At 61.2% G+C, this 16,558-nt stretch carries 17 protein-coding genes; 8 read left to right on the plus strand and 9 right to left on the minus strand.

Annotation, left to right across the window (positions count from 1 at the left end):
* Positions 1-4 precede the first annotated feature (4 nt).
* A complete protein-coding gene (locus AMC88_RS14475; protein WP_012484479.1) occupies positions 5-352 on the minus strand; it encodes a hypothetical protein in 348 nt (115 codons plus the stop codon).
* A gap of 242 nt (positions 353-594) precedes the next feature.
* Between AMC88_RS14475 and pncA the strand changes: the two genes are divergently transcribed.
* Positions 595-1,230: a bifunctional nicotinamidase/pyrazinamidase gene (gene pncA, locus AMC88_RS14480; RefSeq protein ID WP_012484480.1), complete on the plus strand. Its 636-nt coding sequence runs from the start codon at positions 595-597 to the stop codon at positions 1,228-1,230.
* Between the two features lie 12 nt (positions 1,231-1,242).
* Here the strand turns inward: pncA and AMC88_RS14485 are convergent, their stop codons facing one another.
* A complete protein-coding gene (locus AMC88_RS14485) occupies positions 1,243-2,835 on the minus strand; it encodes a hypothetical protein (RefSeq protein ID WP_012484481.1) in 1,593 nt (530 codons plus the stop codon).
* A gap of 156 nt (positions 2,836-2,991) precedes the next feature.
* Between AMC88_RS14485 and AMC88_RS14490 the strand changes: the two genes are divergently transcribed.
* Complete coding sequence (locus tag AMC88_RS14490; protein ID WP_064825468.1) at positions 2,992-3,657, plus strand: dihydrofolate reductase family protein; 666 nt, start codon at positions 2,992-2,994, stop codon at positions 3,655-3,657.
* An 11-nt stretch (positions 3,658-3,668) separates the two neighbouring features.
* Here AMC88_RS14490 and AMC88_RS14495 read toward each other — a convergent pair whose 3' ends face one another.
* A complete protein-coding gene (locus tag AMC88_RS14495; RefSeq protein ID WP_004668769.1) occupies positions 3,669-3,932 on the minus strand; it encodes a DUF2164 domain-containing protein in 264 nt (87 codons plus the stop codon).
* Positions 3,933-4,064: 132 nt separating this feature from the next.
* Between AMC88_RS14495 and AMC88_RS14500 the strand changes: the two genes are divergently transcribed.
* Positions 4,065-4,796 carry an AzlC family ABC transporter permease gene (locus tag AMC88_RS14500; RefSeq protein WP_012484483.1) on the plus strand — a complete coding sequence of 244 codons (732 nt, stop codon included), beginning with the start codon at positions 4,065-4,067 and terminating at the stop codon, positions 4,794-4,796.
* A 3-nt stretch (positions 4,797-4,799) separates the two neighbouring features.
* Entirely contained in the window at positions 4,800-5,108 is a 309-nt protein-coding gene (locus AMC88_RS14505; protein WP_004668772.1) for an AzlD family protein, read from the plus strand.
* 24 nt (positions 5,109-5,132) lie between these two features.
* Here AMC88_RS14505 and AMC88_RS14510 read toward each other — a convergent pair whose 3' ends face one another.
* Positions 5,133-6,968 carry an aminopeptidase P family protein gene (locus AMC88_RS14510; protein WP_064825855.1) on the minus strand — a complete coding sequence of 612 codons (1,836 nt, stop codon included), beginning with the start codon at positions 6,966-6,968 and terminating at the stop codon, positions 5,133-5,135.
* Between the two features lie 277 nt (positions 6,969-7,245).
* Between AMC88_RS14510 and AMC88_RS33640 the strand changes: the two genes are divergently transcribed.
* The gene (locus AMC88_RS33640) at positions 7,246-7,419 is read left to right on the plus strand and encodes a hypothetical protein (protein WP_004668779.1); all 174 of its coding nucleotides are present in this window, start codon (positions 7,246-7,248) and stop codon (positions 7,417-7,419) included.
* Between the two features lie 256 nt (positions 7,420-7,675).
* On the opposite strand, the gene AMC88_RS14515 is transcribed toward AMC88_RS33640, so the two are convergent.
* Together AMC88_RS14515 and AMC88_RS14520 are read right to left on the minus strand one after the other, a co-directional pair.
* Positions 7,676-8,554 (minus strand): 50S ribosomal protein L11 methyltransferase, encoded by an 879-nt coding sequence (locus AMC88_RS14515; RefSeq protein WP_012484485.1) that lies wholly within the window; start codon positions 8,552-8,554, stop codon positions 7,676-7,678.
* 68 nt (positions 8,555-8,622) lie between these two features.
* Complete coding sequence (locus AMC88_RS14520; RefSeq protein ID WP_012484486.1) at positions 8,623-9,225, minus strand: SCO family protein; 603 nt, start codon at positions 9,223-9,225, stop codon at positions 8,623-8,625.
* A 377-nt stretch (positions 9,226-9,602) separates the two neighbouring features.
* Between AMC88_RS14520 and AMC88_RS14525 the strand changes: the two genes are divergently transcribed.
* On the plus strand, positions 9,603-11,567 hold the full coding sequence (locus AMC88_RS14525; RefSeq protein ID WP_012484487.1) for a methyl-accepting chemotaxis protein: 1,965 nt from the start codon (positions 9,603-9,605) through the stop codon (positions 11,565-11,567).
* Between the two features lie 2 nt (positions 11,568-11,569).
* The gene (locus AMC88_RS14530; protein ID WP_004668786.1) at positions 11,570-12,037 is read left to right on the plus strand and encodes a chemotaxis protein CheW; all 468 of its coding nucleotides are present in this window, start codon (positions 11,570-11,572) and stop codon (positions 12,035-12,037) included.
* A 254-nt stretch (positions 12,038-12,291) separates the two neighbouring features.
* Here the strand turns inward: AMC88_RS14530 and AMC88_RS14535 are convergent, their stop codons facing one another.
* Both AMC88_RS14535 and AMC88_RS14540 read right to left on the minus strand, forming a co-directional pair.
* The gene (locus AMC88_RS14535) at positions 12,292-12,783 is read right to left on the minus strand and encodes a CreA family protein (protein WP_004668787.1); all 492 of its coding nucleotides are present in this window, start codon (positions 12,781-12,783) and stop codon (positions 12,292-12,294) included.
* Between the two features lie 109 nt (positions 12,784-12,892).
* Entirely contained in the window at positions 12,893-13,483 is a 591-nt protein-coding gene (locus AMC88_RS14540) for a 3'-5' exonuclease (protein ID WP_012484488.1), read from the minus strand.
* Positions 13,484-13,765: 282 nt separating this feature from the next.
* Between AMC88_RS14540 and AMC88_RS14545 the strand changes: the two genes are divergently transcribed.
* Positions 13,766-14,302 carry a GNAT family N-acetyltransferase gene (locus AMC88_RS14545; protein ID WP_012484489.1) on the plus strand — a complete coding sequence of 179 codons (537 nt, stop codon included), beginning with the start codon at positions 13,766-13,768 and terminating at the stop codon, positions 14,300-14,302.
* Positions 14,303-14,334: 32 nt separating this feature from the next.
* Here AMC88_RS14545 and ligA read toward each other — a convergent pair whose 3' ends face one another.
* Positions 14,335-16,491: an NAD-dependent DNA ligase LigA gene (ligA, locus tag AMC88_RS14550; protein ID WP_012484490.1), complete on the minus strand. Its 2,157-nt coding sequence runs from the start codon at positions 16,489-16,491 to the stop codon at positions 14,335-14,337.
* Positions 16,492-16,558: the final 67 nt, after the last annotated feature.

The following is a 16,558-nucleotide window of genomic DNA, read 5'->3' on the forward strand; positions in this document are numbered from 1 at the left end:
ACCGTCACCCGAACATCCGCATGCTGCTGAGCCCGAGGATGTCGTTCAGCAGGGCGATCCCCATTCCGGTGGCGACGATCGACAATCCGATCAGGAACAGCCGGCGCGCCCGGTCGTATTTGACGGCGAGCAGCGAGTCTCGCGCCAAAAGATCGGCAAACACCTTCACCTGGATGGCGATGCCGACGGTCAGGAATGACATCGGCAGCAAATCGACGCGGCTCCAGTCATTGGGATTGGACACCCAAAGGCTGATGAAATTGAGGGAGAAACCGAGAATGATCCCGGTCGCCGTCAGCGATCCGTTGCGGAAAGTCGCATCGATCTTTTCCTCCGGCTGAGGCTCGGACATGATTTGGGTTCCGGCTTGCTGCTGAGGCAAGAAAGGCAGAATTCGCGGCCTTGAGCAAGACCAGGCCCTTTGCGGTTGCTATTACATCACCAATAACTATCGCAATGGTTGAATTAGCGTATTCTTTTTCCGTCGAATACTACCATCAGTGACAGAATTAACGCTTGCATGCGGGCTTCCGGGAATTCACTAGTTGATGCATTCGGTGCATCTGGCATTTGCACGGCAATAACGCGAAGGGATTGGCCTTGATTAAAGCGCTGCTGCTCGTCGATATTCAGAACGGCTTCTGTCCGGGTGGAAACCTGCCGGTGCCGGACGGCGACAAGGTCGTTCCCGTCGCAAACAGGCTGATCGACAGCGGCAAATACGATCTGATCGTCGCCTCCCAGGATTGGCATCCCCCCGGCCACGGCAGCTTCGCCTCCGCTCATCCGGGTGCCGCCCCCTTCGAAATGGGCGAATTGTCCGGCAAACCGCAGATGATGTGGCCCGACCACTGCATCCAGGGCACGCTTGACGCCGAACTGCATCCGGCGCTCAAATCCGAAGAAATCGACCTGATCCAGCAGAAGGGCGAGGATCCCGGGATCGATAGCTATTCGGCCTTCCGCGACAATGACCGCGACGCTTCGACCGGCCTTTCCGATTTCCTCGCAGATCAGGGTGTGACCGATCTCGACGTCTGCGGGTTGGCGACCGATTACTGCGTCAAATTCTCCGCGCTCGACGCACTGGAGATGATTCCGGGCGTGCGCGTGCGCTTCATCGAGGACGCAAGCCGCGGGATCACGCCTGAAGGCGTCGCCGCTGCCATCGATGAGATGCGGGTGCACGGCATCACCGTGATCAACAGCGCGGATGCCTTGCACGAATAAACCGCCGATCCCCTAATTCAACAGATAGGCATCGAATGTCTCATCGCTGCCGGCAACCGGGCCGAAGCGCTTGAGGAGGGTCGTCTCGCTCCGGAATGCGGAAATCTCCTCAGGCGTCAGCGACAGCAGCCAATTGTAACTCTCATGCAAGGAGACGGGGCCGGCAATTTGGTCAAGCCGCTGTGAGAGAAGAATGACGATGGGTGCGTGCTCGCTTTGCTGCAGTTGCCGCGCCGTCTGCAGGATGTCGGCAAGGCTGAGCGAAAGCCGCGCATTGCGGGTATACCGCACGATCGCGCCGAACCGCTGCTCCCGTAGAAGATAAGTGCGATTGGGGATGTAATAGGGCAAGGGTTCCACGAGATAGTCGGGATCCGCCATGATGATCGCATCCCTGAGATTCGGGCGCGATTGAATAAATGACCCGAGATCCCGGGCTCGGCTAAACGGAATGTCGGTGAAGAGGAACTGATGAACCTTTTCGATACCGGAGGCGACCTGCAGCGCCAGCAATATCATGAAGCACAGACGTCCGATCTTGACGACGCCACCGGCTGGCTCAACACCGGTAATGCCCGCGGCTGCGGATCGGGAGCGGCTGATCAAGGCAATCATGCCGATCATGAAGACCAGCCATAGGGCCTGATGTCTGTAGCTACCTGGGTAAACGAGCGTAAAAAGCAGCGAAAACCCGAGGAGAACCGATGCGGCCGCCAACATCGCGGGTCGCCGGTTGGCCAGCCCAAGCAGACTGCCATAGATGAGCACCGCCATCAGCGAGGCGAAAACCCGAGCAATCGATGGATCGGCCACGGCCAGCCGAAGGATACCGTCGGGGTAGAACTCCATGAAATAGGAAGTCGCCCCGGCAAAGGCATGAAGGACAAGCGGGGCGAAATTCTTGCCTGCGAGATTGTTCTGCCCGGCATCGTTGAATGTGGGATAGACCGTCATGACGCACAGAACAACGCCGACTGCGGCAATGACCGCGGCTGTCGCAAAGGCCCGATATGCCGGCAGAGAAGGTCTCGGACGCGCCAGGACCAGATCGAAAAACCAGTAGGCCAGAAAGCCGCCGACCAGCACGACCGAGTGCACGTTGGTATTTGCCAGCAAGGCAAACAACAGGCCGAGCACCATGCCGTTGCGCATTCCCCTCACCCAGCTCAGGGCGATAAGGAAGACCAAAAGCATGCTGATGCCGTAATTTCGCGCCATCGCGGCGTAGTCGAAAACCGAAAAGCTGCTGAACAACGACAGCAGCATGATCGAGCGCGGCAGTTCAAGCCTGAAAACGAGAAGGTAGGCGGAGGCAGCCGCGATCGTCAGCGCGACGATTTTCAGGACGACGGGTGAGCCGACGACAAGATGAGCGGCGCGCAACAGCATATACCAGAGAGCCGGATGACCTTCGCCATGCATCTGGCGAAGCATGTCGAAGAAACTGTCTCCCTGAAGGGCGAGCGACAAGGCGCGAACCTCGTCTCGCCAAACGGTTTCTGACCAGCAAAGCGCGCAAGCCACCGCAAACCACACCAGGAAGATCAACGTCTTGCCGAGCGTTGTTGATCGAGGTTCATCGATTTTAGAGACAATAACAGCCAACGGAAGCACCCGGTCATCGAAATGCCGTGACCATAGCGGCGCCCCGATAATTTGACGTTAAGGTGAAATATCCTCGCCGGAATAATGCATCCATGTCGGTTCGGCTTATATCGATCCGTCCTAGCTTCTGAACCGACCAACCATGGGAGTTGAGAGATGAGAAAGCTTGTAACTGCGGCCTTCGTGAGCCTCGACGGCGTTATGCAGGCGCCCGGCGCGCCTGAGGAAGATCCGACCGGCGGCTTCAAGCTGGGCGGCTGGACCGTCAATTACTGGGACGAGGCGATGGGCGGGTTCATGGACGGGATCTTTACCGATCCATTCGCTCTGCTGCTCGGCCGCAAGACCTACGAGATTTTCGCCGCTCACTGGCCCTTTGTCGGGCAGGACGACCCCATCGGAAAGGCCTTCAATGCCGCGACCAAATATGTCGCGACCACATCGCAAGACCCGCTCACCTGGGAGAATTCCGTGCCGCTGCGCGGCGACGTCGCCGCGGAAATCGCCCGGCTGAAGCAGGAGGACGGCCCCAACCTGCTGACGCAGGGCAGCAGCGGCCTGCTGCAAACCCTGCTGGCGCACGACCTGATCGACGAACTCCGGCTGCTGACCTTCCCGCTCATCCTCGGCCCCGGCAAACGCCTGTTCGGCGCGGGTGCTACCCCGGAAGCGCTCAGGCTCACAGCCAACTCAGTATCGACGACGGGCGTCATCATGAGCGTCTATGAGCGCGCTGGCGAGGTCAAGCCCGGCAGCTTTGCGATGCAGGAGCCCTCGCAGGCCGAACTGGCGCGCCGGGAGCGGATGAAGCGCGAAGGCTAAGGCGGCGCCGCTCAGGCGCTCGCGGCCCTGTTCTTCTCGTCGCGCTCGAGCAGATAGATGTCCTCCGCGAGGTCCTCCATCTTCTTCGAAAGGGCGGCGTGTGCATCGCGCAGACCCTGATTATAATAGTGGGCACCGATTTCCTCGGCGAAGAAGTCGAGCAGGAACTCCGCCGGCAGGGCGCCGATCGGCTGGTCGAGTTCCGTCTCGAAATAGCGGCGGATGCGCGAGACCATCGCCGCTTTCGCGTCCTTGGAAAATTCGATCTTCTTCATGGGCACCTCTCCGCCGGTTGCGATCAGCACGTTGATGCTTCAGCGAAATCGATTGATCAATCAACGAAATTCAATTGCGGTTGCAGATCTCAGACCATAAGGGAAAACGGAATTTCCAACAGGATCATCCACATGAATCGCGCCGACTTTGTTGAAGGTTTGCGGGGCGGCTCGGCCGTTGCGTTGGCGTCGGCACCCTTCGGCGCGCTGTTCGGAGCGCTCGCAGTCGAAAATGGCATGTCGCTGTCCGAAACCGCCTTCATGAGCGCCACCGTCTATGCCGGTGCCAGCCAGATGGTCGGCATCGAGCTCTTCGGCCACAATGTCCACGCGTGGCTGATCGTGCTGTCGATCCTCGCCGTCAATTTTCGCCACGTGCTCTATTCGGCGGCACTGGCGCGCTATATCGGCCATTTCACGCCGGTGCAGAAATTCTTCACCTTCTTCCTGCTCGTCGATCCTCAATTTGCCGAAGCGGTGAAGCGCAGCGAGGCCGGCAAACCGCTGACCTTTGCCTGGTATTTCGGCTTCGGCATCATCATCTACATTCCCTGGGTGCTGATCAGCGTCGCCGGCGGTCTGCTCGGGGGCTTCATCGGCGATCCCAAGGCGATCGGCCTCGATATCCTGCTTCCCGCCTATTTCCTCGGCATCGTCCTCGGCTTCCGCAAGCGCGACAATTTCCTGCCCGTCGCACTCGTCAGCGCGGCGGCTTCCGTCCTCGCCTATCGTTATGTCGGCTCGCCCTGGCATGTGAGCCTCGGTGCGGCCGCCGGAATCGTGCTCGCCGCGCTGCTGCCGCTACCGCGCCGAATGCCGGATCTTCAAGCCGACGCCCTTCAATCCGAAGTGCACGAGGTCTGAGCCATGGAATTCGATCTCCACATGGCGCTCGTCATCCTAGCCGCTGCGGCGGCGACCTTCGCCACCCGCATCGGCGGCTACATCCTCATCACCCGGATGAAGAGCATCCCACCGCGCATGGAGGCGGCGCTGAATGCCGTGCCGGCCGCCGTTCTGACGACGCTGGTCGCGCCTGCCTTCTTCATCGGCGGCTGGGATTCGAAGCTGGCGCTCGCCGTCGCCCTCTTCGTCGGCCTGCGTTTCACCCATACATGGATGCTGGTCGCCGCCTGGATCGTCGTGATGATCTGGCGCCATAGCGCCGGCGTTTAACGCCGGCGTTCAGGCGGCACCACTCTAATATTCCAAGGGCAGCGTCGCGTTTTCGAGCCACGCCCTGACGTCGTGATCGTGAGTCAGCGGCATCAGCGCCTCGCGGGTGCGGCGGTGATAGTCGTTGAACCAGTGCAGTTCGTCATGGGTCAGAAGCTCTGGGATGACCAAGCTGCGGTCGATCGGGCAGAAGGTCAGCGTCTCGAAGCCGAGCATGGCCATGTCGCCACCCTCGATCTCCTCGGCGCCACGCACATAGATCAGGTTTTCGATGCGGATACCGAAGCTGCCCGGCCGGTAATAGCCCGGCTCGTTCGAAAGGATCATGCCGGGCAGCAGCTCCTGCGTCGAAAGCCTGGAGATGCGCTGCGGCCCCTCATGCACCGAGAGATAAGAGCCGACGCCGTGGCCCGTGCCATGGGCGAAATCGGCCCCTGCCCGCCACAGTGCGATGCGCGCCAGCGGATCGAGGTCGCAGCCGCGTGTCCCCTTGGGGAAGCGCGCCGTGCTGATTTGTATCATGCCCTTCAGCACCAGCGTGAAGAAGCGGCGATGCTCCTCCGAAACCGCGCCGATCCCCACCGTGCGGGTGATGTCGGTCGTGCCGTTGATATATTGCGCGCCGGAATCGATCAGGAAGAGTTCGCCGGCCTCGATCATCCGGTTGGTCTCGGTCGTCACCCGGTAATGCATGATCGCCGCATGCTCGCCGGCGCCTGATATCGTATCGAAAGAAATGTCCTTCAGCGGATTCTGCATGCTTTGGCCGACGCGGGCGCGCGCTGCTTCGAGCCGTTCGGCGGCGGCGATCTCGCTGACCGTGCCGGGTTTCTCCTGCGACAGCCAGCAGAGGAACTCCACCATCGCCGCGCCGTCCTGCAGATGCGCGGCGGCCGAGCCGTTGATCTCGACATCGTTCTTCACCGCCCGCGGCAACTTGGCGGGGTCGATGCCTTCGACAGCCTCTCCACCCGCCTTGCGGATGATCTCGACGAGCGCATAGGAAGCGATATCGGGATCGACCAGCACGCGGCCGCCATCCCTGGAAACTGCGGCAAGCCGCTCTTCCAGCGCCGAAGGCGGCAGCTGCGTGCAGATCTGCCCAAGATAGGCCTCCGCTTCGATGCCGGTCTTGCGCTTGTTAAGGAAGAGTTCGGCTCGCCCGTCGGCAAGAATGATGGCGCGCGCCAGCGGATGCGGCGTGTGCGGCACGTCGGCGCCACGGATGTTGAAGATCCAGGCGACCGACGAGGGGTCGGCGATCAGCACCGCCGCGAGTTCCTTCTTCGAAAGATTGGCGGCGATCGTCGCGATCTTGTCGCTCGCCAGCACTCCGGCCTGGGCGACATTCTGGATGGTCACAGTGCCGAGCGGCTCGGCCGGCCGGTCGCTCCAAAGCCTGTCGAGCGGATTGTGCGGCAGGAAGGTGAGCGTTCCGCCGATCTGCGCAAGCGCCCTTTCCAGACGGCGAACCTCGGCGCCGGAGTGCAGCCAAGGGTCGATGCCAAGCTTCAGACCCTTGGCTCCGTTCGCGCCAAGCCAGACATGCGGCGGCTCGTTGACGAGATCGCCACCGGAAAAGACCGAACCATCGACTTGTTCGCCCAGCTGCGTCACATAGCGCCCGTCGACGAAGACGATTGCCTGCGTACGCAGAATGAGCGCAACGCCTGCCGAGCCGGTGAAACCCGTCAGCCATGCCAGCCGCTCCGAACATGCTGGAACATATTCGCCGTTGAATTCATCGGCGCGCGGCACGAGGAAGGCGTCGATGCCGAGCGAATCGAAAGTGGCGCGCAGTGCCGATACCCGATCCCTGCCGAAATGCGGCGTGGAGGTGACGTCGAAGGACTGGAACATACTGAAAACCCGAATGGTTGAGACGAATCCGGTTAATGGGATGCCGGCCATGTTAGCGAAATTTCAATCGATGGGGAGAAAAAGCGACGAAACGAGTCGACCCCTTGGGGCCGCTCAGCATTTTGACAGAACTGTGACGGTAAAAGTTAATTTGGCACGCTTTATGCATTGGCCGCATGGCTCCCATGAGTAAAACCCTCTGCCTCCGCATTTCAGAATAGCTATATAGGCGCCATCGAACGGTTCGGACGAACCAGCAAACAAAGGATTTTTTGAAATGACCGCCTCTCTCTCGCGCTTCGCATACAGCAGCCCGGTGCAGGCTGGCGAACGCCAGACCGTGCGTCACGTGATCGGCGCCCGCCGCCCGCAGAACGAGGACAGCCTCAAGCTGCTCGGTGCCGGCCAGCGCGTCACGCGTCACCAGGGCGCCCCCAGCTACGCGTTCTAAGCCTGAAAGCCCGTCCGTCTCCTCCCTCCCCGGACCGGCCTATTGGAATGCAGTAGAGCCCGCTCGAGCGCTCCTCCTCCTTCGAGCTCGCGGGCATAGACCGGATAGACCGGTCCAAGGCGGTGCCACTGGCGCCGCCTTTTTTGTTGTTTCGGGAAATCAGGAAAGGTGATCAAGGTCGCGGTTTGCTTCCTCTTCTCACCGCTGGGGCGAAGATGGGAGCAAGCCGCACCGTCAGGCCCAAATTTCTCCCTCGTCAAGGCCGATCAAAATGGATCGTCACCCAGCCGTTCCGCCAGATCGTCCTGACGTGCCGGAGCCTCGCACCGCTATAGGCGGCGATCACCTTCCATCGCTGCGCGGCCAGAATCCCCGAAAGAATCACCGAACCAGCCGGCGCAAGATGGGCGGCAAGCTGCGGCGCCATGCGGATCAGCGGCCGGGCGAGGATGTTGGCGATGATGAGGTCAAAGGGACCATGCTCGGAAAAAGCAGTCGAGTGAAAGCCTGGGGCGGTTCTGGTGACGATGCCCGAGGCGATGCCGTTGCGGCGAACGTTTTCGGCCGCCACCCGCGTCGCGATCGGGTCGATGTCGGTGGCGAGAACCGGTATGTTCTTGAGCTTGCGCACCGCAATCGCCAGCACACCGCTGCCGGTGCCGAGATCGAGCGCGTTGCGGACGCGGCGGGATCGCACGACGCGATCAATCACTTCCAAGCAGCCGGCCGTCGTGCCGTGATGGCCGGTGCCGAAGGCCTGGCCGGCATCGATCTCGATGGCGATGTCGCCGGGACGGACCTTGTCGCGGTCATGCGAGCCATGCACCAGAAAGCGTCCTGCCCTGACCGGCTTCAGTCCTTCCAGCGATTTCACCACCCAATCGACGTCGGGGATGACCTCTCGCAGCAGCTGAGCATCGGGAAAGCCGCTTTTCAGCGCCGTTTCGACGCGGGAGCGCACCTGCGCCTCATCCTCCGCCATCATGTAGACGGAGGCCTCCCAGATATCCCTCTTCTCATCGACCTCGGTGGTGCCTATGGCAAAGTCTTCTTCGCCGAAGACTTCACTGAGAAGATCGAGAATCTGTTCGGCCTGGCTCTCGGTCGTCGATACGTAAAGGCGGATTTCACTCACGATAGGCGGTCTTTCCCGTTTTCGTTGCCCGCCACCGGTCGAGCCAACGCCCTATCACGCTGAAGCCGTCACCCTTTGCTGACGAGATTCTCCAGCTTCTTTACCGCTGTGTCCGGGTTTTCGCCATAGGCGATCGTTCCGGAAAAACGGCCGGCCGAATCGAGCAGGAAAACCGAGGCGGTATGATCCATCGTATAGTCGCCGTTCGGATCCTTCTCATCGACAGGCACCTTCTTGGCATAGACGCGGAACCCCTTGATGACTTCGGCGATCTTCTCCGGCGAGCCTGAAATGCCGGTGATACGCTTGGACACATTGGAGACGTACGCGTTCATGATTTCGGGCGTGTCGCGCTCGGGATCGACGGTCACGAAATAGGCCTGCAGCTTGTCACCTTTGGGATCGACCTTCTCCAGCCATCCGTTCAGCTCGAACAGCGTCGTCGGGCACACCTCCGGGCAATGGGTGAAGCCGAAGAACAGCGCTGTCGGCTTGCCGCGTAGCGCCTGCTCGGTGATCGGTTGTCCGCTCTGGGAGATCAAGGTAAAGGGCACGCCGAACGGCGCCTCCGCCACGACATCGGAAGACTTCTTGGGATAGAGCGTGATTGCGCCGAGAACGCCGGCAACGATCAGCACGGCGACCCAGATGACGATACGGAATGTCTTCATTTTATGAACCTCGATCGCGACGCGCTTGCGCGTTCCGCGTGATTATAGTCTTGGCCCCATGCACGCAATTCAAGAATATGTTTTCTGACCCGTGATTAATTGTCTCATCGGATAAGGACACCGCTTGCGGAAGATCCGTCCGCCGCAATTGGCCAAGGTCAAAAAACCTCGTGTTTTGAAGAACATGCTTTACAGCGCGGCAGGCAACAGCGAAAGATATATCGTTAGGAAAGGCTTAAGCCGTCATATCTATATTTAGCAGTGCGTGCGGCCCATTGAGCCGTTCTGACATGAAGTCTGCCGAGTGGCGAACCCCCGGACATCCGCATGAGGGTAGGAAAAACATGAACCCAAGCGGTTTGTGGAGGGGTCTTTTGATGACGAATTCAGCAGTGCCTAAGAGCCTATCGGTCAGCCAGCGGCTCTGGACGCTCGGCGGCGCGGCCTTTCTCGGGTTCGGAACGATGCTCGGCGTCGGCTGGTACGAAAATGCGCGCGTCGACGCCGGCCTGCGCCGCGCCAGCGAGATCCAGGCAAGCGTCGACCGGATCGACGAAATGCGGCTTGCCAATCTGACGCTGGTGCTGGCCGCCATGGACGTCATCGTCGACAAGGACGACAAGGTGGTGCCGCCGGAACGCATCAAGGTGATCGGCGACTCCCTGACCACGCTTTCCAACGGCACCAAGGATATGCGCCTGCTTGCGGAAGACATGAAGGCCGGCGCTTTGCTGAAGAGCTACGACGCCGATGTCGCCGACATGGGCAAGGCGATCCAGACCGACCTCATCGCTCTGGTTCAGCAGGGCGCGCCCGATGCCGACTTTGACAAGATCGACGACAAGATCGATGGCGCCGGCGAAAATCTGACCCAAACCCTCGACAAGCTCGCCGCCGAAGGCGCCACCTACGCCCACCAGCATGTCGAAGCCGCCAATGCCATATCGCAGCGAGCTCTTTTCCTGCAGATCGGCCTCGGTATCCTAGCGATCCTCTCCATGGGCGTGCTGCAATATATCCATGGCGGCTCGATCCGCCGCGGCATCGGTGCCGTTCGGGAAAGCATGCAGCGCGTCATGAACGGCGATCTTGCCAGCGACGTCAGGGAAAAGAACCGCGGCGACGAGATTGGCGAAATGGCCCGGGCTGCCGATGCCTTCCGGGTCGCCGCAATCGAGAAGCGCGACCTCGAAGCCCAGACTCAAACCGACCGCCAGCGCAGCGACGCCGAGCACCGCGCCCGCGAAGCCGCCAAGCTTGCCGACGCAGAGGCGCTGAATGCCGCGGTCGCCGCGCTCGGCGCCGGCCTCACCCGTCTGTCGGGCGGCGACGTCACCGTTACGATCGACCAGCCGTTCCGCGAGGAGCTGGAGCGTCTGCGCCTGGATTTCAACCAGACGACGGCGACGCTGCGCAAGGCGATGAGCGACATTGCCGTCAACAGCAGCTCGATCGAAGCGAACAGCCGCCAGATGCGCGCCGCCGCCGACGATCTCGCCAAACGCACCGAGCAGCAGGCCGCGTCACTGGAAGAAACGTCCGCGGCCCTCGACCAGATCACCGCCACCGTCCGCAACGCGACCAACCGCGCCGAGGAAGTCGGCCATATGGTCTCGCATACCCGTCAGAACACGGCGAAGTCGGACATCGTCGTCGGCGATGCGATGGCTGCGATGGAACGGATAGAAGGTGCCTCGCGCGAAATCGGCAAGATCATCAACGTCATCGACGAAATCGCTTTCCAGACGAACCTGCTGGCGCTCAACGCCGGTGTGGAAGCCGCCCGTGCCGGCGAGGCCGGCAAGGGTTTCGCCGTGGTTGCCCAGGAAGTGCGCGAACTCGCCGGCCGTGCAGCGGGTGCGGCCAAGGATATCAAGGCTTTGATCGGGAAATCCGGTGAAGAAGTGAAGATCGGCGGCGAACTGGTGACGGCCGCCGGTGAAGCGCTTCGCCAGATTGGCGAAGATGTTCTGCGCATCGACGAACATGTTAAATCAATCGTAACCTCTGCGCGCGAACAATCTGTCGGACTGAACGAAATCAACACGTCGATCAGCCAGATGGATCAGGTCACGCAGAAGAACGCGGCCATGGTGGAAGAGACGAACGCCGCAAGCCATACGCTCGCCATCGACGCGGAAAACCTGACGCAGCTGATCAAGCAATTCAAGACCGGCGAGGGCATGAGCGCCCGGCAAACGCCGCGAGAGGCTACCGCCGCCTCGCATTCGAGACCTTCTCCCGCGCGCAGCCTGATCGGCAAGGTCGCGGGCGCATTCAACGGCGGTTCTGCCGCCAAAGTCATCGCTTCTCCCGCCGGGGACAACTGGGAAGAATTCTGACCATGAACAACAACGCCATCAAGCAGTCGGGCGCTTATCTCGAAATCGTTTCGTTCCACCTGGGTGATCAGGAATTCTGCATCGACATCATGGCCATCCGCGAAATCCGCGGCTGGGCGCCGGTGACGCCGATGCCGCATACTCCGCCTTACGTGCTGGGCCTCATCAACCTGCGCGGCGCGGTGATCCCGGTCATCGACATGGCCTGCCGCCTCGGCATGAAGATGACCGAGCCTTCCGAGCGCTCGGCGATCATCGTCACCGACATCGCCGGCAAGCTGGTCGGCCTGCTGGTCGAGCAGGTTTCCGACATGATGACCATCAAGAGCGAAGACCTGCAGCCGCCGCCGGAAATCATCCCGGAAGCCCAGCGCGCCTTCTGCCGCGGCATCGTCGCACTCGAAAAGACCATGGTCTGCTTCCTCAACCTCGATACCGTGATTGCGGACGAGCTGAACCAGGCGGCTTGATATTTTTCTCGACATTGACGTTGGAAGGCCCGGCTCGTCCGGGCCTTTTTGTTTGATGCGGTTGGCATGGTTCCGATCTGAATACCCCGAAACTCCTCCCATAACAGGGAGGACTAACCCGGGTCTCCGCCGCGCTTCTCGCGAAACATTGAAGATCTGGAAGTCGGTGCGGCAAGTTAAGCCCCTCCCCCTTGTGGGGAGGGGTTTGGGGCGGGGTCTTTACGTCGAGGACCAGATATCCGACGTGCTTAGCCCTACGGCTTCCCATTCTTCCAGGTCACGTTCTGCCCATAGAGCGGAATCGTCGAAATCGACATCTTCGCCGATCCATCCGTCAGCTCCCGGGAATGGGCGAGGTAGATCAGCGTGTCGTTCGCCTTGTCATAGATGCGGTTAACGACCAGCGTCTTCCAGATCAGCGACATGCCCTGGCGGAACACCTCGCTGCCGTCCTTGGACAGGTCGATATTGCCGATCTCGATCGGTCCGGTCTGCCGGCAGGCGATGGAATTGTTGGAGGGATCTTCGAACCAGTTGCCGTTCTTGAACCGGTCGATCAGGCTGCGATCGAAATAGGTGACGTGGCAGGTGACACCCTTGACCTCGGGATCGGAGAGCGCCTCGACGATGATGTCGTTGCCGATCCAGTCGACGCCGACCTTGCCGACGACTTCGGCCGAGACGGCGCCAGCGGAAAGGGCGGCAAAGGAGAAGGCGGCGAGGAAAAGATTGCGCGGCTTGGACATGGCGTCTCCCTGGAGCGCCGCACGTTCGACGGGACGTGCTGAAAGCGCTCTATCGCTTTGAATTGGCGCATTCTAGATAGGCACGCGCCCGTGCTTTGCAAGCAATGACTCAGGCCTTTCGGCAGGTGCAAGGCGCGTAGCCACGCGCCGTCAGCCGTCCGGGCGTCATGCCGATCAGTGCCGGGATTGCCGCGACGGCTTTCGCCTTGACTGCCTTGGCCATCTCGATCGCTGCTGCCGCGCAGACCGCAGCATCCTCGGCGGCGTTGTGGTGCATGAAGCGCAGGCCGAGATGTTCGGCGATCAGGTTCAGCCGGTGCGAAAGAAAATGCGGCCATATCCGCTGGGCCATCTTCAGGCTGCAGAGGTAGGTGAGTTCGGGATAGGATTGCCGGTAGAGATCGAGGCTCGCTCGCCAGACGCTGAAATCGAAGGCCGCATTGTGCGCGATCATCGTCGCGCCGCTGATATCCTCATGGAACTCGTCCATCACCTCGGGAAACTCAGGCGCATCCTCGACGTGCTCCGGGCGGATGCCATGGATAGCGATGTTCATCCCGGAAAAGCGCATGTCGCGCGGCCGGATCAGCCGTTCCTCGACGCGCGTCACTCTGCCCTCTTCGATCCAGGCGAGGCCGACGGAACAGGCGCTGCCGCGCTGCTCGTTTGCCGTCTCGAAATCAATCGCAATGGTCTTCAATGCTGCATACCGAATCGTTTCCCCGGCCACAGGAATACCGCCCCGCGTGCGGTCGCGCAAATTCCACACGCCCTGTGGTTGACATTTCCGCGCACATATCCAAGATTGCTACCCATGATCGGTTCCGTAACCATGGCTGCGCTCATCCATCACACCATGACCCTTGTAGGGTACGCGGGAGCAATGGCGCGTTAGCAGCGGTCCGATCATCCCGAAAACCCTGCCGAGGCGAGCAGGGTTTCGAAACTCGGCTCTCCTCCTGAACCTTAAGGAGAGCATCCAATGTCCGAAAATGAAGAGAATGAACCGAACCGCCGAGCGCGCCTGCCGGACGGCATCCTGGTGCGTTCAGTCCGCCTTTCCGATGCGGAAGAACTCACCGATCTCATGAATTTGCCGGGCTACCGCGCCGGCACGTTGCGGCCGCCCTACCAAAGGGTCGAAGAGGTTCGCAAAAATATGGAGAATCCGTCACCCGGCGCGCTCAACCTTGTCGTCACGCTCGACGGCAAGATTGTCGGCAATTGCGGCCTCAATCGCCTCGGCGGACGGCGGCAGCACGTCGCAAGCGTCGGCATGGGCGTGCATGACGATTTCACCGGCCGCGGTTTCGGACGCATCCTGCTCGGCGCCATGGTCGAGGCCGCCGACGACTGGCTTGACGTCAAGCGGCTGGAACTGACCGTTTATACCGACAACGACGCTGCCATCGGCCTCTATGAGAAATTCGGCTTCGAGCGGGAAGGTCTGCTGAGGGCCTTCGGTTTTCGATCGGGAGAGTATGTCGACGCCTATACCATGGCGCGGCTGAGACCTTGAGCGAACCAGGCTGATGGCCCGCCGTCGGCTTCTCACCCGCTGATCAGCGCCAGCCACTCATCCTCGTCCATGGTCTGCACGCCGAGCTCGCGCGCCTTGTCGAGCTTGGAGCCGGCGCCAGGACCGGCGACGACGATGTCGGTCTTCTTCGACACCGATCCCGCCACCTTGGCGCCGAGGCTTTCCGCCCTCGCTTTCGCCTCGTCGCGGGTGAATTTTTCCAGCGAGCCGGTGAAGACAACGGTCTTGCCGGCGACCGGGCTTCCTGCCGTCACCGGCTGTTCAGCCTCCGCGGGCGTTACTTCGTCGAGCAGGCGGCCGATCACCTCGACATTGCGCGGCTCCTTGTAGAATTCGACCATGGCGCGCGCCACGACCTCGCCGATGCCCTCGATGGCGTTCAAATCGGTCCAGGCTTCGCCGGACAGCGGCGCAGCCTCCTTCATCGCCGTCGCAAAGGCTTCGTAGGTGCCGTAGGAGCGCGCCAGCAGCTTCGCCGTGGTTTCGCCGACATGACGGATGCCGAGCGCATAGATGAAGCGATGGAGCGCAATGCTGCGCCGTTCGTTGATCGCCGCATAGAGCTTGCCGACACTGACCTTGCCGAAGCCGTCGATATTCTCCAGCTTGGTCAGCGAATCCTGCTGCCGCTTCTCCAGGGTGAAGATCTCCGGCGCGGTGCGGATCTGCAGCGACGGATCCTCGTTTTCGAAGAAGAAGTCGACCTGCTTGGAGCCGAGCCCCTCGATATCGAAGGCGTTGCGTGAGACGAAGTGCTTCAGATGCTCCGTCGCCTGCGCCCGGCAGATGAAGCCGCCGGTACAGCGGCGCACCGAATCCGTCTTGCCGGTCTTCTCGTTGACCTCGCGCACGGCATGCGAGCCGCAGACCGGGCAGGTCTTCGGAAACTCGTATGAGCGGGCGTCGGCGGCGCGTTTTTCCATCACCACGTCGAGGATCTGCGGAATGACGTCGCCGGCACGCTGGACGATGACCGTATCGCCCTCGCGGATATCGTGTTCCTCCGGCCGGATACGCTCACCGCTATTGCCGATGCCCTTGATGTAATCCTCGTTGTGCAGCGTCGCATTGGTGACGACGACGCCGCCGACCGTGATCGGCTTCAGCCGCGCCACCGGCGTCAGCGCGCCGGTGCGGCCGACCTGGATCTCGATCTTCTCGACCTCGGTGAAGGCCTGTTCCGCGGGAAACTTGTGCGCCGTCGCCCAGCGCGGCGAACGCGAGCGGAAGCCGAGGCGCTGCTGTAATTCCAGGCTGTCGACCTTATAGACGACGCCGTCGATGTCATAATCGAGATCCGGGCGCTCGAGGCCGATCTCGTCGTAATGCGCCAGGATGTCGGCGACCGAATTCAGCCGCTTCATCAGCGGGTTGACCGGAAAACCCCAGTCCTTGAAGGTCTGCACCATGCCGAACTGCGTGTCGGCAGGCATCTCCGCCATCTCGCCCCAGGCATAGGCGAAGAATTTCAGCTTGCGGCTGGCCGTCACCTTGGCGTCGAGCTGGCGCAACGATCCGGCGGCGGTATTGCGCGGATTGACGTAGGTCTGCTTGCCCTCCGCCTCCATCTGCCGGTTCAGCGCCAGGAAATCGCTCTTGGCCATATAGACCTCGCCGCGAATCTCCACCACGGCAGGAACGCCCTTCGGCAACTCATTCGGAATTTCGGCGATGGTACGGATATTGGCGGTAACGTTTTCCCCCGTCGTGCCGTCGCCACGCGTGGCGGCGGTAACCAGCCTGCCGTTTTCGTAACGGATCGACATCGACAGGCCGTCGATCTTCGGTTCGGCGGTAAAGGCGATTGACTGGTCCGGCAGGCGGCCGAGGAAGCGATAGACGCCGGCGACGAAATCCTGCACGTCCTCCTGCGAAAACGTGTTGTCGAGCGACAGCATCGGCCGCGCATGGACGACCGGCGAAAAGGTGACGGAGGGAGCGGCGCCGACGTGCCGCGACGGGCTGTCCTCGCGGATCAGCTCGGGAAACCGCGCCTCCAGCGCATCATTCCGGCGCTTCAGCGCGTCGTAATCGGCATCCGATATCTCCGGCTGGTCCTTGCCGTGATAGAGCGCATCGTGATGCGCGATCTCCTTGGCCAGCCGCTCAAGCTCGGCGGCAGCCTCTTCGATCGTCAATGTGTCGACGGCGGAACCTTCGGTGGACATGGAACATCACTCCAGAGAATCTGGCCAGAAATCTGCATCGTTTTTAGAGCAAAATTGCAGGATGAAA

The organism is Rhizobium phaseoli (assembly GCF_001664385.1).
Lineage (GTDB): Bacteria > Pseudomonadota > Alphaproteobacteria > Rhizobiales > Rhizobiaceae > Rhizobium > Rhizobium phaseoli.